The sequence below is a fragment of the Nannocystis exedens genome (assembly GCF_002343915.1).
Classification (GTDB): Bacteria; Myxococcota_A; Polyangia; order Nannocystales; family Nannocystaceae; genus Nannocystis; species Nannocystis exedens.
Genome location: NZ_NETK01000001.1, coordinates 10,250,555 through 10,272,859, shown reverse-complemented (window position 1 = coordinate 10,272,859; position 22,305 = coordinate 10,250,555). Strand labels below are relative to the sequence as shown.

Sequence of the window (22,305 nt, the reverse complement as noted above, 5' to 3'; positions counted from 1 at the left end):
CGTCCTGCCCTGCCGCAAAGAGGACCGCCTATCCTGTCCTCGAGGACAGATCACAGAGATCTGGAGACATGCTTCCAAGGACATGTCTCATCATTCTCTTTCGCCGAGCACCCTCGGCGCACGAGCACCCCGTCAGCTCGCCGGCGCGTCCTTGCGGGCCGCCTCGGCCTCGGCGGCCAGCGCCTCGCGCAGCTCGAGCGCGGCCGCGTCGTACGCCTTCACCTCCGGCCCGCGGTACACCAGGGCCGTCAGCGGCGGCAGGTCCAGCGTCGCCGCGCAGGGCAGCGCCCCGCCGGCCGAGTGGTCGGCGATCAGCCGCTCCGGCCCGTCATGGCCTGCCCCGCCGAATTGCGCCTCGTCCGAAGACAGCATGCGGATCCACTCTCCCGGCGCCTCGAACGGCACCGTGTAGTTCGTCCACGTCATCGGCGTGAAATTGAGGATCACCAGGATCACCGCGCCGTGGCGCGGGCGGCGGAGGAACGCCAGCGTGCTGCGCTTGTAGTCGTCGACCACCGCCCAGCGGAACCCGATCGGGTCGTGGTCGAGCTCGTACAGGGCCGGCTCGGCGCGCAGCAGGTGGCCGAGGCGGCCGACCCACTTCATCAGCCCCGCGTGTTCGGCCTCGGCCAGGAGGCCCCAGTCGAGCTGCCCGTCGTGGTTCCACTCGCGCACCTGGGCGAACTCGTCGCCCATGAACAGCAGCTTCTTGCCCGGCAGCCCGAACATGTAGGCGTAGAGCAGGCGCAGGTTGGCCAGCCGGGCCGACGCTCCGCCTGTCCCCGGGGACATCTTGCGGACCAGCGAGCCCTTGCCGTGGACGACCTCGTCGTGCGACAGCGGCAGCATGAACCGCTCCGAGTAGGCGTACATCATGCGGAACGTGACGTCGCGGTGGTGATGCGAGCGCGTCACCGGGTCGCGCCCGAAGTAGCGCAGCGTGTCGTGCATCCAGCCCATGTCCCACTTGAAGTCGAACCCGAGCCCGCCGTCCTCGACCTTGTGCGACACCCCCGGCCAGGCCGTCGACTCCTCGGCGATCACGATCGCCCCCGGCACCTCGCGGTGGATCGCCTGGTTGAGCGCGCGCAGGAACTCGATCGCCTCGAGGTTCTCGCGCCCGCCGAGGTGGTTCGGCAGCCACTGGCCCTCCTTGCGCGAGTAGTCGAGGTACAGCATCGACGCCACCGCGTCGACCCGCAGCCCGTCGACGTGGAACGCCTGCAGCCACATCAGCGCCGAGCTGAGCAGGAAGCTGCGGACCTCGTGGCGCGCGAGGTTGAAGATCATCGTGTTCCAGTCGGGGTGGACCCCGCGGCGCGGATCGGCGTGCTCGTACAGGTGCGTGCCGTCGAAGTGGACCAGCCCGTGCCCGTCGTTCGGGAAGTGGGCCGGGACCCAGTCGAGGATCACGCCGATGTTCGCCTGGTGCAGCGCGTCGATCAGCGCCATCAGCTCCTGCGGCTCGCCGTAGCGGCGCGTCGGCGCGAAGTAGCCGGTCGCCTGGTAGCCCCACGAGCCGTAGAACGGGTGCTCCGTCAGCGGCATCAGCTCGACGTGGGTGAACCCGAGCGCGCGCACGTGGGCGATCAGCTTCGGCGCGATTGCCCGATAGGACAGGTGCTCGCCGCCCGGCCCGCGCAGCCACGAGCCGAGGTGGACCTCGTAGATCGCCATCGGCGCCGCCGGCCCCTGCCGCTCGGCCCGGCGCGCCAGCCAGCTCGCGTCGCCCCAGTCGTACGCGTGGTCCCAGACCACCGAGGCCGTCGCCGGCGGCGCCTCGCTCATCAGCGCGTACGGGTCGGCCTTGTCGTACGCCTCGCCGCTCGCGCCGACGACGCGGAACTTGTAGAGCATGCCGCGCCGGGCCGTCGGCACCAAGCCGGTCCACACCCCGCCGCGCGTCGCGTGCAGCGGGTCGCGCGCGGGGTCCCACGCGTTCCACTCGCCGATCACGCTGACCGCCCGGGCGTTCGGGGCCCACACCGAGAAGTGGGCCCCCTCGCCGCCCGCGACCAGCTGCGCCCCCATGCGCTCCCACAGCCGCAGGTGCGTGCCCTCGCCGAACAAGTGGTAGTCGAAGTCGCCCAGCGGGCTCGCCGGCTCGACCGGCAGGGCGGTCTCTTGGGACATGTCCTGAAGCGCCTGACCTTCCGTACCGGATCGATCGAGCATGTCCTCGAGTTCTGCCGCGGGCCCCGGGATCGTCGCGCTCGCCAGCGCCTCGCGCTCGAGGATGGCCGCCTCCACGGACACCGCGTCGGCGACGGCCTCGGCCGCCTCGACCTCCTGCACGCTCGACTCCCCCAGCCCGCCGGCCTGGGTCGGCGGGCTCGCCGACGCGGCCTCACGCGCCTCGGTCCCCTCGCGCGCGGGCGCGACCGGCTCCACGGGAGCGCCCGCCTCGACCGTCGAGCCCGTGTCGTCCTTGCGCTCGTTCGGCGTCGGCGACTCGCTCGCGTCGGTCGCCGGCGGCCTCGCCTCCGCGGGCGCGCCGGCGTCGACCGTCGCGCCGCCGTCGTCCGCGCTCGTGCCCGGCGTCGGCGACTCGCTCGCGTCGGTCTCCGGCGGCCTCGCCTGCGCGGCCGGCGGCGCGCCGGTCTCGTCCGCTTCACGCGGGGCTGCTGCGGCCTGTTTCGCGCTGCCGCGCTCGGGCGCGCGGGTCTCGTCGCGGCGGCTCGGGGTGGGTTTGCGCGGCGCGGAGCGTTCGGGTTTGCGAGGGCGAGGCATCCTGGCCGGCGGCTTTTACCGAGGAACGCGCGCCGTGCAAACCGCCCGCGGCCGCGGGACCGGAAGGCCGCGCGTGACCTTGCCGGGGCGCGGATCCGTGGGTCTCCGCGCCCCCGTGCGTGCGTCGACTCGCATCCTCGTTCAGCCCGACGACGCCGTCCCACGCGCGCGGCGCAGCTTGCACCTCGGACCGCCGCGACGTCCGACGCGCGTGCCGACGGCCCGTGCGGTCGAGGTCGGCACCGGCCGGATCGCCGTTCACGTCGCGCTCGTCACCGTCCCGTCACGCCCGCGACCCGTCCGCGCCGCCCTCAGCTCGCGCTGCGCGGCTCGTCCGCGTGGGGGACCAGCACCAGCACGGCCATCGCCGCCGACGGCAGCTCGTGGCTGTCCGCCGAGGCCGGCAGGATCTCCTCCTCCGCCGTCGGCCACGCCGTGTCGACCACCCGCTGCCAGCGGCCCATCTCGCGGCACGGCAGCGCGAACCGGGTCGGCACCTCGTCCGCGTTGAGCAGCACCAGCAGCGTCGCGCCCGTCACCGGCTCGCCGCGGGCGTCGTGGATCCCCGTCGCATCGCCGCCGAGCAGCAGCGCCAGCGCGCGGGTCGACGGCGACACCCAGTCGCCGTGGCCCATCGGCCGGCCGTCGGGGCGCAGCCACGAGATGTCGCGCAGGCGGCTGTGCGGCCCGCTCGTGCCGGAGAAGAACCGCGACCGGCGGAGCACCGCGAAGCGCGAGCGCAGGGCCAGCGCCCGGCGGGCGAACGCCAGCAGCGCCTGTCCTTCGGGACCTGTCTCCCAGCACAGCCACGACGTCGGGTTGTCCTGGCAGTAGGCGTTGTTGTTGCCGCGCTGGGTGCGGCCGAACTCGTCGCCGGCGCACAGCATCGGCACGCCCTGCGACACCGCCAGCGTGGTCAGGAAGTTGCGGATCGTGCGGGTGCGGATCGCCACCAGCCGCGGCTCTTCGCTCGGCCCCTCGACGCCCCAGTTGCTGCTGTGCTCGTGGTTGTTGCCGTCGCGGTTGTCTTCGCCGTTGGCGTGGTTGTGCTTCACGCTGTAGGCCGTCAGGTCGGCCAGCGTGAAGCCGTCGTGGCAGGCCACGTAGTTGACGCTCGCCGTCGGCCCGCGGTCGGTCGCCGAGAACAGGTCCGACGAGCCGGTCAGGCGATAGCCCAGCTCGCCGGCCAGGCCGAGGTCGCCGCGCCAGTAGCGGCGCACCGCGTCGCGGTAGCGGCCGTTCCACTCGGCCCACGGGTGCGGCGACCCGCCGAGCTGATAGCCGTGCGGGCCCACGTCCCACGGCTCCGCGATCAGCTTCAAGCGCGACAGCAGTGGGTCCTGCCCGATGGCCGCGAGGAACGGGCTGTGGCGGTCGACCTCGGCCCCGCGGCGCGACAGCGCCGGCGCCAGGTCGAAGCGGAACCCGTCGACGTGCATGTGCTCGGCCCAGTAGCGCAGGCTGTCGAGCACCAGCTTCAGCGTCTGCGCGTGGCGCAGGTTGAGCGTGTTGCCGCACCCGGTGTAGTCGGCGTAGTAACGCGGCGCCGCGGCGTCGAGCAGGTAGTACGCGCGGTTGTCGATCCCGCGCAGCGACAGCGTCGGCCCGAGGTGCCCGCCCTCGCAGGTGTGGTTGAACACCACGTCGAGGATCACCTCGATGCCGGCCGCGTGCAGCGCCTTGACCATCGCCTTGAACTCGGCGATCTGCCCGCCGGGCCGCGGGTCGGCGGCGTAGCGGGCCGCCGGCGCGAAGAACCCAAGCGTGCTGTAGCCCCAGTAGTTCACGAGGCCGCGGCGGCGCACCTCCGGCTCGTCGTAGATCTCGTGGACCGGCAGCAGCTCGACCGCCGTCACGCCGAGCGACTTCAGGTGTTCGATGACCGGCGGCGACGCCAGCCCCGCGTACGTCCCGCGCAGGTTGGGCGGCACCTGCGGGTGAAGCCGCGACACCCCCTTCACGTGAAGCTCGTAGATCAGCGTCTCGGTCCACGGCGTCGCCGGCCGGCGGTCGTCGCCCCACTCGAACGCGTCGTCGGCCACCACCCCCTTGGGCGCGTCGGCGGCGTTGTCTTCGCGGTCGAACGCCAGGTCGCCCGCGGCGTCCCCGAGGCGGTACGCGAACAGCTCGGCCGCGTTGCCGCTCCACGCCACCGCGCGCGCGTACGGGTCGAGCATCAGCTTGTGCGGGTTGTGGCGCAGCCCCGCGTGCGGCTCGTAGGGGCCGTCGACGCGGTAGCCGTACAGCTGCCCCGGGCGCAGCCCCGGCACGTAGCCGTGGAAGATCCGACCTGTCCGTTCGGGCAGCTCGATCGTCTCGCGCGGAGGTCGGTGCGGCGCGTCGAACAGGCACAGGAACACGCGCGTCGCGGTCTCGGAGAACAGGGCGAAGTTCACGCCGTCGTCGTCGGCGTACGCCCCGAGCGGGTCCGGTCGGCCGGGCCAGATCACGGAAGACACCCCGTGAACGCTACAACACCCGCCCCAGCGCGCGGGCAACGGACGCGCTCGCTCGGGCCGGCGAGATCGGCGCCCTCGGCGTTCAGCGCGGCCGATCCGCGCGCGGGTTCCGCTGTTGGGACTTCGCAGCGCACGCGCGGCCTGCTACTTGGAAGGTGACGCTCGGCCTCGCCCGGGCGCGCCGCAGCCATGCACCAAACCACCTCCTCGTCCGCCGGGCGCGTCGCCGGCGTCACCGTCCCGCTGTTCTCGCTGCGCTCGGAGCAGTCGTGGGGGATCGGCGAGATCGGCGATCTGCCCGCCTTCGCGGCCTTCCTCGCCAAGGCCGGGATCTCCCTGATCCAGGTCCTTCCGCTCAACGAGATCTCCATCGGCAACACCTCGCCGTACGCCGCGCTGTCGGCGTTCGGCATCGATCCGATGTTCATCTCGCTGGCGCCGGTGGCCGACCTGCAGCACCTGAGCACCCGCGACGTCCTCGGCTCCGCCGGCGTCCATGCGCTCGCCGCCGCCAAGAAGCGCGCCACCATCGACTACGACACCGTCCGCGAGCTCAAGGGCAAGGCGCTGGTCGCCGGCATGAAGCGCTTCGTCGACCACGAGCTCGCGGCCGGCACCGCCAAGTCGCCGCGGGCTCGCGCCTTCCTCGAGTTCTGCGACGCCCAGCGCCACTGGCTGCCCGACTACGCCCTGTACCGCGCGATCAAGGACGCCCACGAGGGCGCCGCCTGGTGGCAGTGGGAAGGCCCGCTGCGCGAGCGCGACCGCGGGGCCCTGCGCGCCGCCCAGGCCCGCCACGCCGAGGCCATCCTCTACTACGAGTACGTGCAGTGGCTCGCCCACGCCCAGTGGGCCGCCGCGCGCGGCGAGCTCGCGCGGCTGGGCGTCGAGCTCATGGGTGACCTCCCGTTCATGGTCGATCGCGACAGCGCCGACGTATGGGTCCACCGCGGCGAGTTCCGCATGGACATGTCGGTCGGCGTCCCGGCCGATCAGTTCGACGAGGACGGCCAGGACTGGGGGCTCCCGCCCTACCACTGGCGGGTCATGGCCGCCGGCGACCCCGACTTCGCCTGGCTGCGGCGGCGGGCCGCCTACAGCGCCACCCTCTACGACCGCTTCCGCATCGATCACCTGGTCGGCTTCTACCGCACGTACATGCGGCCCTACGAGCGGCGGCGCGACGACAAGGGCAAGCTCGTGCCCGGAACCTTCGACCCGCCGACCGAGCCGGAGCAGCTCGCCCACGGCGAGAGGGTCATCGGCGCCATCATGGCCAGCGCCGGCGAGCGCGGGGCCAAGCTCATCGCCGAGGATCTCGGCTCGATCCCCGCCTACGTCGGGCCCTCGCTGCAGAAGCTCGGCGCCCCCGGCTACAAGGTCCTGATCTGGGAGAAGGAGGGCGACGCCTTCCGCGACCCCGCGGGCTACCCTGCCCTCTCCGTCGCCACCTTCGGCACCCACGACACCGCCCCCGTCGCCGTGTGGTGGGACGAGCTGTCCGAGGCCGAGCGGGCCGAGGTCGTGAAGCTCCCTGTCCTGAAGGACATGCCCGACATCGGCAAGGAGTTCACCCCGGCCGTCCACGCCGCCCTGCTCCACCTCATCCTCGGGGCCGGCAGCGACCTCGTCCTGCTCCTCTTGCAGGACCTGCTCGGCGTGCGCGACCGGATCAACAAGCCGGCCACCCTGGGCGACCACAACTGGACCTGGCGGCTCCCGAGCCCGCTGGAGAAGCTGCGGAACGACCCCCAGGTCACCGCGGCGCTGTCCCGGGTGCGTGCCGCCGTGACGGCCAGCGGTCGGCGCATGCCCGCCGCGCCTTGATCGAACCGCGCTCGCCTTCCTCGCGGGCCGCACCGTCGACATACGCGCTGTGGTAGCCTCGCCGCGCATGTCGCTCCGCCCCCGTCTCCGCGCCCTCTGTGTCCCGCTCGCCGCCGCTGCGCTGCACCTCTTCGGCTGTCAGCCGGAAGGCAGCAAGACCGACGCCAAACCGGCCGCCAAGACCGAGGCCGCGCCGACCAAGACCGACGCACCGCCGCCCGCGCCCGTCGCCGCCGCGCCCGCCGCCGAGCCGGCGACCCCGGCCGTCGCGCCCGACGCTGCCGCCACCGCCGGCAATGGTTCGGTCGTCACCCTGATCGAGGCCGGCGCCGAGCCGCGCGAGCCGCTGCGGCTCAAGCTCACCGCCGGGCAGGAGCAGGCCATGGTCATGACCATGCGCATGGGCATGGCCATGCAGGTCGGCCCCAACGCCATGCCGAAGACCGACATCCCGCCGCTGCAGATGACCATGAACCTCAAGGTCGCCGAGATCACCGGCGAGGGCGACATCCGCAGCGAATTCAGCCTCGCCAAGATCGAGGTCCTGCCCGACCCCAAGGTCCCGGCGGCCATGGTCGACCAGCTCAAGACCGTGCTCGGCACCATGAACAAGATGTCGGGCACCTCGCTCATGACCCCGCGCGGGATCGTCAAATCGGCCGACTTCGACCTGCCGGCCGACGTGAACCCGCAGCTCAAGCAGACCGTCGAGAGCATGCGGCAGCAGATCAACCAGATGTCGGTGCCCTTCCCCGAGGAGGCGCTCGGCGTCGGCGCCAAGTGGACCGTCACCCAGCAGCTCGAGCAGCAGGGCATGAAGCTCGAGCAGGTCGCCACCTGGGAGCTCAAGGGCCGCGAGGGCAGCGTCGTCAAGCTCGCCAGCACCATCGTCCAGACGGCCGCCCCGCAGACGATCACCGCCCCCGGCATGCCCCCCGGCGCCACGGTCAGCCTCGACCGCCTCGACTCCAGCGGCACCGGCACCACCGAGGTCGACCTCACCCACGTCGCCCCGATCAAGGGCGACATGAGCCTCAAGTCCTCGCTCGCCATGACCACCGACGCCAACGGCATGAAGATGCCGATGACCATGGACATGGACATGAACCTGCAGATCAGCGGCAAGTAACCCCAGCTCGCGCTCCCCGACGAACGGCGCCCCCCGCGGGCGCCGTTTTTCGTTGGGTCCCGCCGTCGCACCGCCAGCGCGATTTCACCCGAGCGCAAAAGACGCGAGTCCGGTCCCGGCGCTGGCGTCCGCCCGCTGACCGGGTAAACCCAACAATCGACACCATCAAACTTAAATTCCTTGCGTTGGTTTCGGAGGTTGCATAAGATTTGTTGCAAGGATTAACTGTTTTGCAGCTTTATCACATGCCTACCTCGCTTTGCGGACGCCTGCACCTGCGCAGGCGCGCGGGGGCGAGCAGGCGGCTGCCGGCGGGAGATCCAAAGAACATGTCGCAACGTGCATGTCCATAAGGACATGTCGCTGCTCAACCGGCTCTACCGACGCGAGGAAGGTGCGAAATGAAGCGAGTATGGACGACCCTCACCGCCGCCCTGGTTTTGATGGCGTGCGAGAACGGCAAGGACCCGAAGGACCCGACCGCGGGCGTCAACACCACCTCGTCGGGCGGCGAGGACAGCGAGAGCGAGAGCGAGAGCGAGAGCTCGACCGCCGGCGCCATGACCGAGCCGCCGCCGGCGACCAGCGAGACCCACGCCACCAGCGAGGCGGAGACCGAGACCTCCGGCGACACCGGCGACACCACGTGCACCTTCATCGCCTGCGAGACCACCGGCGACGGGCCGATCGCCCCGCAGTGCGACAACTGGTCCCAGGACTGCCCTGACGACCAGAAATGTGCCGCCTACGCCGACGACGGCGGCAGCTCGTGGAACAACCTCAAGTGCGTCCCGGTGGAGGAGAACAGCGGCGCGCCGGGCGACCCGTGCACCGTCGAGGGCAACGGCGTCAGCGGGGTCGACTCGTGCAGCTTCGGCTCGATGTGCTGGAACGTCGACGGCGACACCGGCCAGGGCACCTGCGTCGCCCTCTGCACCGGCTCGCCCGAGGCCCCCGACTGCGCCGACCCTGCGACCACCTGCGTGATCGCCAACGAGGGCGTGCTCAACCTGTGCCTGCCCTCGTGCGACCCGCTGCTGCAGGACTGCGCCGGCACCGACCTGTGCCTGCCGAACCCCGACGACGAGGGCTTCGTGTGCATCCTCGACGCCTCCGGCGAGACCGGCGTCGCCTTCGACCCGTGCGAGTACGCCAACGCCTGCGACAAGGGCCTCGTCTGCCAGGACCCCGGCTTCGCCACCGAGTGCGACCCCGCGGCGCTCGGCTGCTGCCTGCCGTACTGCGACACCACCGCGCCCGACTGCCCCGGCGCCGGCCAGGAGTGCATCGCCTGGTACGACCCCGGCACCGCCCCGCCCGGGCTCGAGAACCTCGGCCTGTGCGGCATCCCGATGGGTTGATCGCTTCGCTTGACCTTACCGCGGGGACATGTCCGAGCGGACATGTCCCCGCGGTCCGTTCACACCGCCGCCGCCGCGCCGAGCGCCCGCGCGACGAGGACGCCCATCCACACCAGGCAGACGACCTGCACCGCGAACGCCGTGAAGCGGAGGTTTATCGCCGCGCCGGAGCCCGACGCGACGTGGATCACCGTCTGGGCCACGCGGGCCGCCAGGTAGGTGATCGCCAGCGTGTCCATGCGCGGCGAGCCGGCGTGGACGACCGCGCCGGTCAGCACCACCGCCGCGAACAGCGGCAGGTTCTCGACGCAGTTGAGGTGGGCGCGCATGGTCCGGCGGTAGCGGTCGGAGCCGTGGGGCACGTCGGCCGGGAAGCCGCCTTCGGGCGCGGTCCCCATGGCGATGGCCAGCACGCGGGGTGTCACGATCCCGAGGACGGCGACGAGGAGGGTCCACGCCCCGAACCCGAGCAAGCAGAGCAGCGGTGTATGCATCGTCGCGATGATATCGACTCCCGGCCGTGACCTGGAGCGACGCGCGCGAGCACCGCCTGGAGCGTCGAATCGACGAAGTGAGCAGCGTTCGGCCCGCGGCGCTCCCCCGGGGGGCGGCGCCCGCGGGCATGACCTGGACCACGCCCGCCGCCACCCGGGCCCGGATTGCGCGAACGCGCGGGGCCTGTTACCTCTCGCCGGGACCCGTGCGGAACTCGCGTCTATCGATCGCCCTCGGCCTGCTCGCGAGCCTGTCGCTCGGCTCGTGTCTTTACGACTCCAACCCGCCCGACCTCACCGGTCAGGACGTCCGCCTCACGATCCTCCACACCTCGGACGTGCACTCGCGGATCTTGCCGTACGACCACGATCCTCTTTACACCGAGCAACAGCTCGGGCTCGCGCAGGGCCGCGGACCGTACGGCGGCGTGGCGAAGATGGCCTACATCGTCAAGCGCGAGCGGGAGAAGGCCGGTCGCTCGCTCTGGCTCGACTCCGGCGACCTGTTCCAGGGCGCCCCGATCTTCAACATCTTCGGCGGCGAGGCCGAGGTGCGGGCGATGTCGATGGCCGGCCTCGACGCCATGGCGCTCGGCAACCACGAGTTCGACCACGGCCCGGAGAACGTGCTCGAGCAGTTCTCGAGCTTCGGCGACTTCGACCTTTTGGCCGCCAACTACGAGTTCGAGGACGACGCCAAGCCGTTCGCCACCAAGTTCGACATCATCGTCAAGCCGTTCGTCGTCTACAACGTCGACGGCCTCAAGCTCGGCATCATCGGCATGGGCAACCTGAGCTCGATGAACAGCCTCGAGGACGGCACCAACAACATCGGGGTCCTGCCGAAGGAGACCCTGCAGACCGTCCAGTTCTACACCAACTTCCTGCGCGACTCGGTCGACCTGGTGGTCCTGCTCGACCACCTCGGCCTGACCGAGGACGAGGTGCTGGCGCGCAACATCTGCGGCCTCGACCTGATCCTCGGCGGCCACCACCACATCGCCCTCAGCCCGCCCAAGCTGATCGACTACAACCCCGACGCCAAGTACATCTCGGCCCGTCCCGACATGGACGCCGAGGTCGTCACCGTCGACAGCGAGGGCGTGGACGAGGACCCGGAGGTCGGCGGCGAGCCCGACGGCACCGACCCGCCGCGCGGGATCGGCGAGTGCAAGCCGGAGCACCGCCGCCAGACCCTGCTGGCCCACCCGAACGCCTTCGCCAAGTTCGTCTCGCGGCTCGACATCGTCGTCCGCGACAAGCGGATCGTCTCGCACAAGTTCAAGCTGTTCCCGATCGACGCCACCGTCCCCGAGGACCCCGAGACCCGCGAGGTCCTGCAGGAGTACCTCAACGAGATGCAGCAGACGCTGCTGCTCGACCGCGTGATCACCACCGCGACCGAGCCGCTGCGGCGCTTCGGCAACACCGGCGGCGACAGCATGCTCGGCAACCTGGTCGCCGAGGCGATGCAGTACCGCCGCTACATCGAGACCGAGTTCTGCGTCACCAACTCGCTCGGCATCCGCACCGACATCCTCGCGGGGCCCATCACGTACGAGCAGATGTACAACGTGATGCCGTTCGAGAACACGATCACGACGATGATCCTGAGCGGCCTCGAGGTCCAGGAGCTGCTCGACTTCGCCACCCGCTCGAGCGCCGAGCGCGGCTGCAACTCGCAGATCCAGGTCTCGGGCATCAGCTTCACGATGAACTGTCGCACCGGCAAGGCCGAGGACATCCACGTCAACGGCGAGCCGCTCGAGCCCGCCCGCGCCTACGACATGTGCACCAACGACTACATGGCGTGGGGCGGCAGCGGCTTCCGCATGCTCAAGCGCAACACCACCAAGGTCAACACGGGCATCCCGATCCGCGAGGCGATGATCCAGTACATGCGCGACATCCCGCAGCTGCCCGCCTGCTACGACGCGAACACCCCGCTCGACCTGTGCAAGGCCGGGTACGCCGTGCCCGACGGCCGGATCGTCACCAAGTACTAGGAACGAGGCTGCGTCATGAACTCGAAGCACCCCGTCCTCGCCCTCGCCCTGCTCGTCGCCGGCGGCTCCGCCTGCGTGCAGGAGATCGACAAGAGCTCCGGCAAGGTCGCGCCGCTGACCTTCAAGGTCGACATCGTCGGCGAGGTCGGCAGCGAGAAGAACCCGCTGCCGTACAGCAGCACCGGCCGGCAGTTCGTCCTCGACATCCGCGCCGTCGACGACGCCGGCGAGCCGGCGACCTGGTTTTCGGGACAGGTCCAGCTCGACGTCGCCCCGCGCGGCCGGCTCGCGCCGAACCAGCCCGGCACCGTCACGATCCAGGACGGTCAGGCGCTCGGCGTCCCGGTCGAGATCGTGCGGGCCCACGGCGCCACCAACATCTGGGTCGAGGACCGCGGCAGCGACGAAGCCCCGGGCAGCTACGCCACCGGCCTGTCGCCGACGATCCACGTCGCCCACCCGACCCTGCGGGAGATCAACGAGACCGACATCCCCGCCAGTTCGCCGCTCGACGGCGACTTCGTCAAGGTCAACGCCGAGGGCCGCACCCTGGTGGTCACCGGCATCGCCGTCGACGGCTTCTACCTGACCGACCTGTCCGATATGACAGCCGGCTTCAACGCGATCTTCGCCCATACCCACTCGCGGCCGAAGGGCATCGAGCAGGGCTCGGTGATCGAGGAGATCATCGGCACCGTGGTCGAGTTCTACGGCTTTACCGAGCTCGGCTTCCCGACCTATCGGGTCGGCGGCAAGGTGTCCAACCTGGTGCCGTTCCAGATCACCGGCGATCTCGTCGAGGACGACCAGGCGATGGAGACGCTGGAGAGTCGTCTGGTCGAGGTGCGAGACGTCACGGTTTGCCCGCTCGGTGACGGCTACGCGACGTTCGGCCAGTGGGTGGTGCTCGTCGACCCTGCCGGCAACTGCAACACCGGTCAGGGCGGCGTCAACGTCGTCAGCGCCCTCAGCGCGACCGGCTTCGACCCGGCCGACCACGTCGGCGGCAAGCTGCACATCGTCGGCGACCTGCGTTACCACGCCGCCGCGCGACCGTCCTGGCTGCTCTACACCCGCAGCGACGACGACATCCAGGTCGTCTCCGACTAGCGCCGCGACTCGCTCCTCGCGGGCGTCGTGCCGCCGTGGCGCCGCCGCCGATGATGGGACGCGCGCTGCGCCGACATCGGCCCGTCGCGCGTGGTTGACGGCCGCGTCACAGCGTTCGCTGGGGGATCGCCTCACAGAGACGGCCCCGGGACCGAACCTCGCTTGCTGCGATCACGGGCGCCCGGCTTGACATCGCGCATGGCCGCAAAGTAAGTGTCCGGGCGCACGGAACGCCTCTCTGGCGGCACGCGCCGCGAATCACTGCACGGCCTTGCGAGGCCTCGAGATGCGAAGGAGCTGGATCATGCGTCGACTCGTCCCCTGCACCGCGCTGTGTCTGTTCGCCTGCAACGCGTTCAACAACACCACCGCCGGCGACGACGCCACCGCCACCGAGGGCACCGCCGGCACGACCGACACGCCGCCGACCACCACCAACCAGCCCACCGACGGCGGCGGCTTGCAGGACACGACCATCTACGACCTCCAGCAGGACAAGGTCACCCCGAACACGCTGGTGCGCGTCAAGGACGTCGTCGTCGTCTCGCCGACGAAGTTCAGCGGCAGCGGGGCCGGCACCGTGTTCATCCAGGAGCTCGACGGCGGCGAGTACTCCGGCATCCAGCTCTACATCTACCCGGACACGGCCACCGAGCTGATGGCCCAGGGCAAGGTGCCGAAGCCGGGCGACAAGCTCACCGTGATCGGTGAGTACGTCGAGTACAAGGCGATGGACGACACCGGCACCGAGACGTTCAGCGAGATCAACATCTCGCTCCCGGACGACATCATGATCACCGGCACGGCCGACGCCCCGACCCCGCCGGTCGTCTCGCCGCCCGACATCGCCAACGGCGGCGCGCTCACCGAGGTGTGGGAGAGCGTCGTCGTCACCGTCGAGAACGTCGACGTCACCAACGCCGACCTCGGCTTCGGCGAGTTCGAGGTCACCGGCGGCCTGCGCATCGACGACCTGTTCTTCCTGCCCGAGGGCGGGCCCAAGCCGCCGATGGGCACCACGCTGACCCTCACCGGCCCGCTGCTCTACAACTTCGGCAACTTCAAGCTGGCGCCGCGCAGCTGCGACGACTACGTCGGCTTCGAGTGCGAGGGCGGCAGCACCACCGACACCGACACCGAGACCACCGGGCCGATGGGCGCGGTCACGATCTTCGACATCCAGCAGGGCATGGTCCCCGAGGGCAACGTCGTCACCGTCGAGAACGTGGTCGTCACCAGCCCGCTGACGTTCAAGAAGGACGGCTTCTTCGTCCAGGACCCGGCCGGCGGCGAGTACTCGGGCATCTACGTCTACATCAACCAGAACCCCGACATGCTCGCGGTCCAGCCCGGCGACGTCGTCACCATCAACGGGCTCTACACCGAGTTCTACGACATGTCCCAGATCACCGCCGGCCAGGCCGGCGACGTGATCGTCACCGGCACCGACGCCGTGCCCTCGCCGATCGTCGTCGCTCCGGCCGACATCGCCACCGGCGGCGCGATGGCCGAGAACTACGAGTCGGTCCTCGTCTCGGTCGAGAACGTCACCGTCGCCGCCGAGGCCGACATGTTCGGCGAGTGGACCATCGACGACGGCCTCCGCCTCGACGACCTGTTCTTCGCCACCGCCGACTGGCCCAAGCCGATGGTGGGCGACACCTTCACGTCGATCACCGGCCCGCTGGTGTTCAGCTTCGAGAACTTCAAGCTGGCCCCCCGCACCGCCGAAGACCTGGCCCCGTAGCCCTTGCCCGCCACCTCGCCGAAGCCCGCAGCCCTGGCCCCGAAGCCGAGAGCGACCACGTACCCCATGCAGTGGCCCCTTCCCGCCGCCGTCCTCGCCGTCGCCTGGCTCGCGCCCGGCCTCGCCCTCGCGCTCCAGCCCAGCTCCGGCACCGAAGGGCCGCCGCCGGGCTCGAGCCAACCGCCGCCCACCGCGACGCAGGCGCCCACGCTCGAGCCGCCGGCCCCCTCGGCCGCCCCGCCGCCCGCGACCACGGAGGCCGGCAGTCCCGAAGGACCTGTCCCTCCGACCAGCACCCAGGCCGTCGACGTCGAGGCGCTGCAGAAGGAGCTCCGGGCCCTGCGCACGCGGGTCGACCGGGCCGAGAAGCGCCTCGAGATCCAGGAGCAGCGCCGCGGCGTCGACGCGCTGCGGGCCATGCCGTCGTCCGGCTACAACCAGTGGACCGCCGGCAACGCGATGGCGACGCGCATCACGTTCGCCATCTCCGACGACAACCTGCTCGCCGGCGCCAAGGACCGCTCGCCGGCGGCCGGCTTCAAGCTGGCGGCCGACCGCCTGTTCTACGACGCCATCGAGCAGGAGAAGCGCGGCTTCGAGACCGAGACGCAGCTGGTCGTCTACAAGCGCATGCCGACGTTCTTCAAGCGGATGGACGCGGAGGCGGCGTTCGTCACCGAGATCGAGCAGTGGCACGACGGCAAGACGTTCCAGAACTACACGACGCTCAGCGACGACGGCTCGTACGGCAAGCTCAACTTCTACACCAAGCGCAACGACTACACCGGCGACAACATCTCGCTGACGATGTTCCCGGTCGACTCGCAGCGCTTCCTGCTCGGGTACACGTACGCGGTCACGTGGGGCGGCGAGCGCATGTTCCCCAACAACACCGGCCAGACGCCGGGCCTCCGCCTGCGCTACGACTGGAACGTCGGCACCGGCAAGGACAGCTACGTGTTCCTCGGCGCCAAGTCGGCGCGCCTGCTCAACGAGAAGCTCAACGAGCCCCAGACCTACTACGCGGCGCTCGGCGGCTTCGGCATCGGCTTCACCCCCTGGCTCGCCTGGGAGGTCAACGGCGGCTACTACCAGTCCGGCGCGTTCCCGATGTTCTCGCCGAACTCGCGGATCGGCGGCAAGACGGTCCAGACCTTCGGCGGCTCGACCCGCCTCACCGCGCACTGGGGCGTCCCGATCGGCACCTCGATCGACTTCCAGCTGTTCCGCTATAGCCCCGACGCCAGCTTCCTGCTGACGCAGAACCAGATCTACGACAACCGGATCGCCGGCTCGGCCGCGATCGAGTTCACCACGGTCGGCCAGACGCTGCAGAAGTTCGAGGAGCCCGACACCACGCGGATCCAGCCGGCCAAGGCGGCCGCGTTCCTCGGCAAGCTGCGGATCAAGAAGCTGCGCCTGTTCGCCAACGCCATCTACCGCGACCTGGCCTTCGTGGTCCTGTCGATCCCGGGCGTGTTCCCCTACCAGACCTTCCCGAAGGAGGCGCAGGTCTCCCCGGAGCTGTGGGGCTCGATCGGCTTCGACTACTACTTCGAGCGCTCCAAGCTGACGCCCGGCGCGGTGCTGGCCTACAAGTCGCCGGCGTCGATCAAGGTCGGCGACACGACGAACGTGTACCGCGAGTACTGGGACCAGGAGGTCCTCCCCGCCGGCGAGAACCCGTTCGACATCCTGTCGGGCAAGCTGACGCTGAAGTGGGACATCGCGCCGTTCTTCGTGGTCGTGTCCGAGCTCCGCTACACGCTCGACAACAACCGTACGAAGTTCGTCAAGGCGAGCAACGAGTCGGGCCGGATCCGCGTGTTCGAGGACCCGAACGTGACGAACCGCCTCGGCTTCTTCCTGCTGGCGCAGGCCCGCTGGTAAGCGGCGCTCGGCGACTTCCGGGCCGCGCGGCGCTCGCCGTGCGGCCCTCGTCGTTGGGTCGTCAGGGCGCGCTCGGGTCGAGCACGCGACCGAACCACAAGAGCGTGTCGGTGCCGCGGTCGCGGATCGCGAACAGGAACGGCCGGTCGGCCGTGAAGCTCACCTCGGCGCCGCCGCTCGCCTCGGTGTCCTGGAGCACGATCGCGGTGGCGGCGGCCGCCTCGACGCCCTTCTCGTCCACGCCGAGGAAGGTGTTGTGATAGACGTCGTGGATCGCCATGTCGACGTTCGACATGCCCAAGAAGTCGCCGCCGCCGAGCTCGAACGAGTTCGTCATCCCGAGCGCCTGCAGGGGCTTCCTGAGCGCGAATGCGTTGGCGAACGTGAAGCGGGGGACGCCGAGCTCGAGGTTCTGCGGGCTCAGGCCGGCGAGCACCTCGCCCAGCCCGGCGCCGTCGAGGCCCTCGACGTAGGCGTCGAACGTGCCCGCTTCGGGCAGGATGAAGACCATCGACAGCTCGCTGCCCCGCAGCGGCAGTTCGGCCGCCTCGACGCCCGCCCCCTTGAAGTAGGAGGTCGTGTCGAACACGCCGCGCATCATCGCCACCTCGACCTCGCCGGCGTCGTTGCGCGTGAACTTCGCCCCCTCCTCCACGGACTCGAAGGGCTGCTCCCAGGGCGCCTTGAGGTAGAGGGCGTTGACGAGGACGGCGGTGACCGTGGAGAAGATCGAACCCGGCGGCAAGAGCTCATCGATCCGGCCGGCGGTCTCGCCTGCGACCCATGCGTTGATCGCCACGCGCGACCCCTCGGGATCGCCGCGGAAGTCGAGCGCATGCACGGCGCTCCCGTAGTGAACGGCGAGCACGTCGAGGAAGGGCGCATGCCACTGCATGTCCAGGCGCCCGAACATCTGATTGACGAGCCTCAGCTGCACCGAATCGTCGCCCTCGACCTCGCCGGACTTCGGCAGCTCGCGCGCCGCGAGCTCGAGGTCGATGTGGTTCATCGCCGCGTGCAGGCGCGGCTTGGCGAGCGTGAAGTGGAGCGCGTCGGCGACCTCGGCCTCGCTGACGGTGCGCGCGCCCTCGTAGAGCATGCCGAACGCGACCCGCAAGCTCGTCGGCGAGATCGCACGGTTGCCCTCGGAGGCCGGCAGGGCCTTGAACAGCTCGAGGGCGAAGTCCCGCTCCTCGGCCGCCAGCGTGGCGAGCTCCTGCGCGGTGACATCCGGCGCCAGCTCTCGCGGCTCGTCCGAGCCCACCGCCTCGCCCGGCGGTGGATTCCCTTCGCCAGCAGTCCCCGTCGTGGTGCTCGTCGGGTCGTCGGTGGTGCCCTCGGTCTCACTCGCGCCCTCGGTCTCGGCCGGGTTCGTCGTGGTGCAGGCGGCCATTCCCAGGAGCAGGACCAGAGTGGGCAGGGCGGAGAAACGGTTGCGTGGCATGGACGGCATGTTCGAGAAGTCGGAGGAGCAAGACGCATGCCAACCCGAGGGGTGAGACGCGTCGAGACGCGCCCGGCTCCCCGTGACGCCGAGGCCATGTGACCGTGACACGGGGGTCGTGGCAGCGTCCTTCGCAGCACCGCGAATGCCGCCGCATGCGCGGCTCCGACGAATTCGGCTGCGCTCGTGCAACGGCGCATCGACGAGCGGCCTCTGCTCGATCGTCGCGCTCCGCGACGGCCTCGTCGTCGCCGACGTCGCGCGCTCCGTGGCACTCACTTCGGGAGTCGCGGCAGCGTGCGGGCCCGCTTGACCTGCTGCGCGTGCGCGGCGACAGCACGAGCCGCGCGGGTCACGGCGAGGCTGCCTGTCCCGAGGGACAGCCTCGCCTTCACCTCCGGCCCGTGTCCGCCAGCGCGGCGCAGCCGCCCTCACGGCAGCTCGTGGAGCAGCGCCGTCAGGGCCTCGGGCGCCGAGGCGAACGGCGAGTGGCTGGTCTTCAGGGTCTTGCGATCGAAGCGGTTGTCGGGCGTCCAGGCGTCGGCCTCGCGGATCATGAGGTCCTGCAGCGCGATCGGCAGGGCGCGATCCTCCGTGAGTCGGATGTACGTCCGCGGCACCCGGCCCCAGCGCTCCTTCGTCGCGCCGACCTCGGTGGTCCAGTAGCCGAGCGGCAGGTCGGGCGTCAGCGCCAGCGCGAAGGCGAGGAACTCTTCCGCCGGCACGTCGTGGTAGAAGGCCGCGTGGAGGGTGTCGCGGTACCTGGCGTCGCCGCGCGGATCGATGCGGACGACGCCGGTTTTGGCCGGATCGCCGAGCATCAAGCCGTCGAAGTGTAGCTGCTTCGCCTCGGGCAGTTGGCCGTAGGCGCTCGGCGGGCCGCGGCGCACCGGGCAGTAGGCGCTGAGGTAGACGAGCCGGCCGACCAGCTCCGGGGCGCGCTCCCCCACCCGCGTGATGACGGTGCCGCCCATGCTGTGACCGACGACGATCGGCCGCGACTCGCCCTGCAGCTCGCGCAGGGCGGCGAGCACGACGTCGGCGCCGTCGTCGAGGCGGATGTCCTTCTGCGGCGAAACCTCGGCGGCGAACGCCGCGCGATCACCGGTGAGGTAGGCGCGCGGGAACCGGGCCGACAGGCCGTGCCCCGGCAGATCGATCGCCACCACGCGATGACCCCGGGCGCTGAGCAGCCGGACGACGCGCGCCCAGTGCAGCGAGCTGTGCCACGCGCCGTGGATCAGCAGGTACGTGCGCCGCGTGCGGGACGGGGCCGCGCCGGCCCGCGCCTGGTCGTTCATGGTTAGCGCCGCCGCGCCGGCGGCGAGCCCGAGGTTGGTTCGCAAAAAGTGTCTCCGTCTCATGGTCCAGTCGCCTCCTGGTTGCGACTCGCGGTCCTCGCCGCCTCGGCGCTCTGCTGCGCCGCGGCCTTGAGGGTCGCGAGCAGGCGATCACGACGCTCCTCCAGCTCCGCGATCAGCGTCTCGATCTCCTCGAGCTTGTCGCGGTGCGCCTGCATGGCGACGGGACAGATCACGGCGGCGCCGCCGGTGAACATGCAGGCCGGAAAGGTCGCGATCTCTTCGAGCGAGAAGCCGAGCCGGATCATGCGCACGACGTGCTTCACCTCGGCCACCGCCTCGTCGCCGAAGTCGCGATAGCCATTGAGGAGACGGCCGGCGCTGAGCAGCCCGGCCTTCTCGTAATGGCGGATCGCGCGGGGGCTGACCCCCGTCCGCGCTGCGAGCTCTCCGATCTTCATCGACTCCTCCCGGACGGCACCCTAAACCTTGACGTCGGTGTCAAGGTCAAGCGGGAAGCGTGGCGCCCGGCGATCCGGCTCGCCCGGCCCGACCGCGACCGCAGAGGTCGCCGCGGCGCGCGCGTCCACGAGGCCCTCGCCGCGACGGCGCGGCGGCGAGAGCAGCCGCGCCGCCGAAGTCGCGCGTCAGTGCTCGTCGAGCCCGCTGACGCCGCCGATCCGGCGCGGGTCGGCGGCGCCGTATTGCTGACCGCCGCCCGGGTAGGTGACGATCGCCTGCACCGCGCCGATCGAGCTGGTCGAGTCGAAGTCGTAGCCCATCTTCTCCAGGCTCGAGCGCACCTGCGAGCTGAAGCCGGACTCGATCTCGGTGTCCGTCCCGCTGCCGCCGCCGTCGAGCGACAGCCGCGGCCGCAGCACCGCCGTCCGCAGGCTCATGTCGTGATCGATGAGGTTGAGCGTCACCTGCAGGATCGCGTTGATGATCCCCGTGCCGCCGGGCGAGCCGTAGGCGGCGACGAGCTCGTCGCCGAGGAACACCAGGGTCGGGGCGATCGTCGTGCGCGGGCTCTTGCCGCCCTCGACGTCGTTGGCCGCCGGGTCGGCCGCGGTGCCCTGGGGGTCGTCGTTGAAGTTGGGCAGCTGATTGTTGAGCATGAACCCGCGGCCGCGCACCATCAGGCCGCTGCCCCACAGGTCGCTGATCGTGCTGGTGACGCTGACGACGTTGCCGGCCTCGTCGATGACGGTGAAGTGGGTGGTGTCGACGCCCTCGCGCTCCTTCGCCGACCCGTTGCCGGGCTTCTTCTGGGCGATCGGCCCGCTCGGCGGGCTGCCGGCGGAGAAGCTCGAGCGCCGCTTCCCCGGCGTGATCAGGTTGGCGCGGGTCTGGATGTAGCTCGGCGCGAGCAGGCCGGCGACCGGGACCGGATAGAAGTCGGGATCGCCGAGCCAGCGCCCGCGATCGGCGAACGCGGCGCGCATCACCTCCTGCATGACGTTGAGGGTCCCGACCTCGCCGAACTCGTAGTTGCCGCTGCCGATCGAGAAGCCCCACTGCGCCTGGAGCCGCTCGAGCAGGTCGAGCATCTGCACGAGGAAGACGCCGGACGACGGCGGCGGGGCGGTCACGATCGTGTGGCCGTGATAGCTGCCGATGACCGGCGCGTGGTTGAAGTCGGGGTTGGCGTGGTCCGGATCGAACACGCCGAGCCGGTAGTTGGCCAGGTCGGCGCAGGTCATGCGCCCGCGACCGCCGGAGTTGCTGCTGCGGGTCGCGGTCTGGGTCTCGACGATCGCCGCCGCGATCCCCGACGGGTCGGCGCAGCTGTAGAACGCGGTGGCGCCGCGCGCCGCGATCGCCTGCAGCGTCGTCGCCAGCCTGGGCTGCCTGAGCAAGGCGCCGGTGGGCAAGCTGTTGCCGCCCGGGCGGAACACCGCGCGGGCCTCGGCGTAGTAGCCCTTGTTGAGCGCGTTGGCGGTGGTCTCGAGGCGCAGCTGCGACGACCCGGTGTCCCCGGCCAGGCGCGAGCTGATGTTGAAGCCGTCGCCGGCCGCCGCGATCGCGGGGGCCAGCACGGCCGCGCGCGACATCGTGCCGTACTGCTCGAGCGCGTAGAGCATGCCCTTCACGGTGCCCGGCACGCCCACCGCGTAGCCGCTCGAGCCCTTGACGTCGGACGAGTGCGAGGTGTCGAACATCCCGATCGTGGCGTTCGCGGGCGCGACGTCGCGGAAGTCGACCACGATGGTCTCCTCCGGCAGCGCGTCCGCGAGGTGGATCAGCATGAAGCCGCCGCCGCCGATGCCCGAGGACTGCGGCTCCACGACGCTGAGCATGAACTGCACGGCGACCGCGGCGTCGACGGCGTTCCCGCCCTGCGCGAGGATGTCGCGGCCGGCGGCGGCGGCCAGCGGCTCGGTGGTCGTGACGACTCCGCCGTAGAAGGCCGGTCCGGGCCCGATCTGATTCGGCGACGTGGGTAGCCGGGCGTCGGGCAAGGCGCGGAACTCGACCTCCTCGGCGTCGGCGGCCGCGGCCTCGTCCGCGTCGATACACGCCGTCTGGCCGACGAGCGCGGCGGCGAGCAACACCCACGCGCCCCATGACACTGTCCATCGATCTGGTAACGACATCAGAACCTCCTGCGGAAGCGGAGCACCCGGACACACGACCGATCGCGGTCCGACACCGGCGCTCCGCGTCGACCGAGAAAGCTAGCGCGTGATGATCGGGGCGTTCGCGGGGCGTGTGACGAACGGCTCGACGTCGCGGGCGGCTCTCGCTGCCGCGGCCAGGCCGTGTCATTCACGACACACGGCCCGCGTGATCCACGGCCGCTCGCA

General features: G+C 70.8%; 14 protein-coding genes. 7 read left to right on the top strand and 7 right to left on the bottom strand.

What is annotated here, in order from left to right; translation table 11 throughout:
• Positions 1-132 precede the first annotated feature (132 nt).
• Together glgB and glgX are read right to left on the bottom strand one after the other, a co-directional pair.
• A complete protein-coding gene (gene glgB, locus NAEX_RS40010) occupies positions 133-2,730 on the bottom strand; it encodes a 1,4-alpha-glucan branching protein GlgB (RefSeq protein ID WP_096332719.1) in 2,598 nt (865 codons plus the stop codon).
• A gap of 311 nt (positions 2,731-3,041) precedes the next feature.
• Positions 3,042-5,189, bottom strand: coding sequence for a glycogen debranching protein GlgX (glgX, locus tag NAEX_RS40005; RefSeq protein ID WP_096332718.1), 2,148 nt, complete (start codon positions 5,187-5,189; stop codon positions 3,042-3,044).
• Positions 5,190-5,378: 189 nt separating this feature from the next.
• Here glgX and malQ point away from each other — a divergent pair, with 189 nt between their 5' ends.
• The 3 genes from malQ (at position 5,379) to NAEX_RS39985 (ending at position 9,506) form a co-directional block, all read left to right on the top strand.
• On the top strand, positions 5,379-7,016 hold the full coding sequence (malQ, locus tag NAEX_RS40000) for a 4-alpha-glucanotransferase (protein WP_096332717.1): 1,638 nt from the start codon (positions 5,379-5,381) through the stop codon (positions 7,014-7,016).
• A 67-nt stretch (positions 7,017-7,083) separates the two neighbouring features.
• The gene (locus tag NAEX_RS39990) at positions 7,084-8,145 is read left to right on the top strand and encodes a DUF6263 family protein (protein ID WP_170136410.1); all 1,062 of its coding nucleotides are present in this window, start codon (positions 7,084-7,086) and stop codon (positions 8,143-8,145) included.
• Between the two features lie 401 nt (positions 8,146-8,546).
• Entirely contained in the window at positions 8,547-9,506 is a 960-nt protein-coding gene (locus NAEX_RS39985; RefSeq protein WP_143140643.1) for a ribulose phosphate epimerase, read from the top strand.
• A gap of 59 nt (positions 9,507-9,565) precedes the next feature.
• Here NAEX_RS39985 and NAEX_RS39980 read toward each other — a convergent pair whose 3' ends face one another.
• Positions 9,566-10,000, bottom strand: a complete 435-nt coding sequence (locus NAEX_RS39980; protein WP_096332713.1) for an MAPEG family protein — start codon at positions 9,998-10,000, stop codon at positions 9,566-9,568.
• A 206-nt stretch (positions 10,001-10,206) separates the two neighbouring features.
• Between NAEX_RS39980 and NAEX_RS39975 the strand changes: the two genes are divergently transcribed.
• The 4 genes from NAEX_RS39975 (at position 10,207) to NAEX_RS39960 (ending at position 16,753) form a co-directional block, all read left to right on the top strand.
• A complete protein-coding gene (locus NAEX_RS39975; protein ID WP_170136409.1) occupies positions 10,207-12,006 on the top strand; it encodes a bifunctional metallophosphatase/5'-nucleotidase in 1,800 nt (599 codons plus the stop codon).
• A 15-nt stretch (positions 12,007-12,021) separates the two neighbouring features.
• Positions 12,022-13,116: a hypothetical protein gene (locus NAEX_RS39970; RefSeq protein WP_096332711.1), complete on the top strand. Its 1,095-nt coding sequence runs from the start codon at positions 12,022-12,024 to the stop codon at positions 13,114-13,116.
• Between the two features lie 304 nt (positions 13,117-13,420).
• Positions 13,421-14,863, top strand: a complete 1,443-nt coding sequence (locus NAEX_RS39965) for a hypothetical protein (RefSeq protein WP_096332710.1) — start codon at positions 13,421-13,423, stop codon at positions 14,861-14,863.
• A gap of 66 nt (positions 14,864-14,929) precedes the next feature.
• Complete coding sequence (locus NAEX_RS39960; protein WP_096332709.1) at positions 14,930-16,753, top strand: hypothetical protein; 1,824 nt, start codon at positions 14,930-14,932, stop codon at positions 16,751-16,753.
• Positions 16,754-16,814: 61 nt separating this feature from the next.
• Here NAEX_RS39960 and NAEX_RS39955 read toward each other — a convergent pair whose 3' ends face one another.
• From NAEX_RS39955 to ggt, 4 genes are all read right to left on the bottom strand, one after another.
• Complete coding sequence (locus NAEX_RS39955; RefSeq protein ID WP_170136408.1) at positions 16,815-18,197, bottom strand: serpin family protein; 1,383 nt, start codon at positions 18,195-18,197, stop codon at positions 16,815-16,817.
• Between the two features lie 431 nt (positions 18,198-18,628).
• Positions 18,629-19,561, bottom strand: coding sequence for an alpha/beta fold hydrolase (locus NAEX_RS39950; RefSeq protein ID WP_096332707.1), 933 nt, complete (start codon positions 19,559-19,561; stop codon positions 18,629-18,631).
• Positions 19,558-19,959, bottom strand: coding sequence for a MerR family transcriptional regulator (locus tag NAEX_RS39945; protein WP_096332706.1), 402 nt, complete (start codon positions 19,957-19,959; stop codon positions 19,558-19,560). Before NAEX_RS39945 ends, NAEX_RS39950 begins: the two co-directional genes overlap by 4 nt.
• A 186-nt stretch (positions 19,960-20,145) precedes the next feature.
• The gene (gene ggt, locus NAEX_RS39940; RefSeq protein ID WP_170136407.1) at positions 20,146-22,053 is read right to left on the bottom strand and encodes a gamma-glutamyltransferase; all 1,908 of its coding nucleotides are present in this window, start codon (positions 22,051-22,053) and stop codon (positions 20,146-20,148) included.
• Between the last annotated feature and the right edge of the window lie 252 nt (positions 22,054-22,305).

Excerpts from the sequence above, each read along its gene's own strand:
- NAEX_RS39985 (WP_143140643.1), top strand. The coding sequence starts at position 8,547 with ATGAAGCGAGTATGGACGACCCTCACCGCCGCCCTGGTTTTGATGGCG.
- NAEX_RS39950 (WP_096332707.1), bottom strand. The coding sequence starts at position 19,561 with ATGAGACGGAGACACTTTTTGCGAACCAACCTCGGGCTCGCCGCCGGC.
- NAEX_RS39990 (WP_170136410.1), top strand. The coding sequence starts at position 7,084 with ATGTCGCTCCGCCCCCGTCTCCGCGCCCTCTGTGTCCCGCTCGCCGCC.
- NAEX_RS39965 (WP_096332710.1), top strand. The coding sequence starts at position 13,421 with ATGCGTCGACTCGTCCCCTGCACCGCGCTGTGTCTGTTCGCCTGCAAC.
- malQ (WP_096332717.1), top strand. The coding sequence starts at position 5,379 with ATGCACCAAACCACCTCCTCGTCCGCCGGGCGCGTCGCCGGCGTCACC.
- NAEX_RS39960 (WP_096332709.1), top strand. The coding sequence starts at position 14,930 with ATGCAGTGGCCCCTTCCCGCCGCCGTCCTCGCCGTCGCCTGGCTCGCG.
- NAEX_RS39945 (WP_096332706.1), bottom strand. The coding sequence starts at position 19,959 with ATGAAGATCGGAGAGCTCGCAGCGCGGACGGGGGTCAGCCCCCGCGCG.
- NAEX_RS39955 (WP_170136408.1), bottom strand. The coding sequence starts at position 18,197 with ATGCCACGCAACCGTTTCTCCGCCCTGCCCACTCTGGTCCTGCTCCTG.
- glgB (WP_096332719.1), bottom strand. The coding sequence starts at position 2,730 with ATGCCTCGCCCTCGCAAACCCGAACGCTCCGCGCCGCGCAAACCCACC.
- NAEX_RS39980 (WP_096332713.1), bottom strand. The coding sequence starts at position 10,000 with ATGCATACACCGCTGCTCTGCTTGCTCGGGTTCGGGGCGTGGACCCTC.
- NAEX_RS39970 (WP_096332711.1), top strand. The coding sequence starts at position 12,022 with ATGAACTCGAAGCACCCCGTCCTCGCCCTCGCCCTGCTCGTCGCCGGC.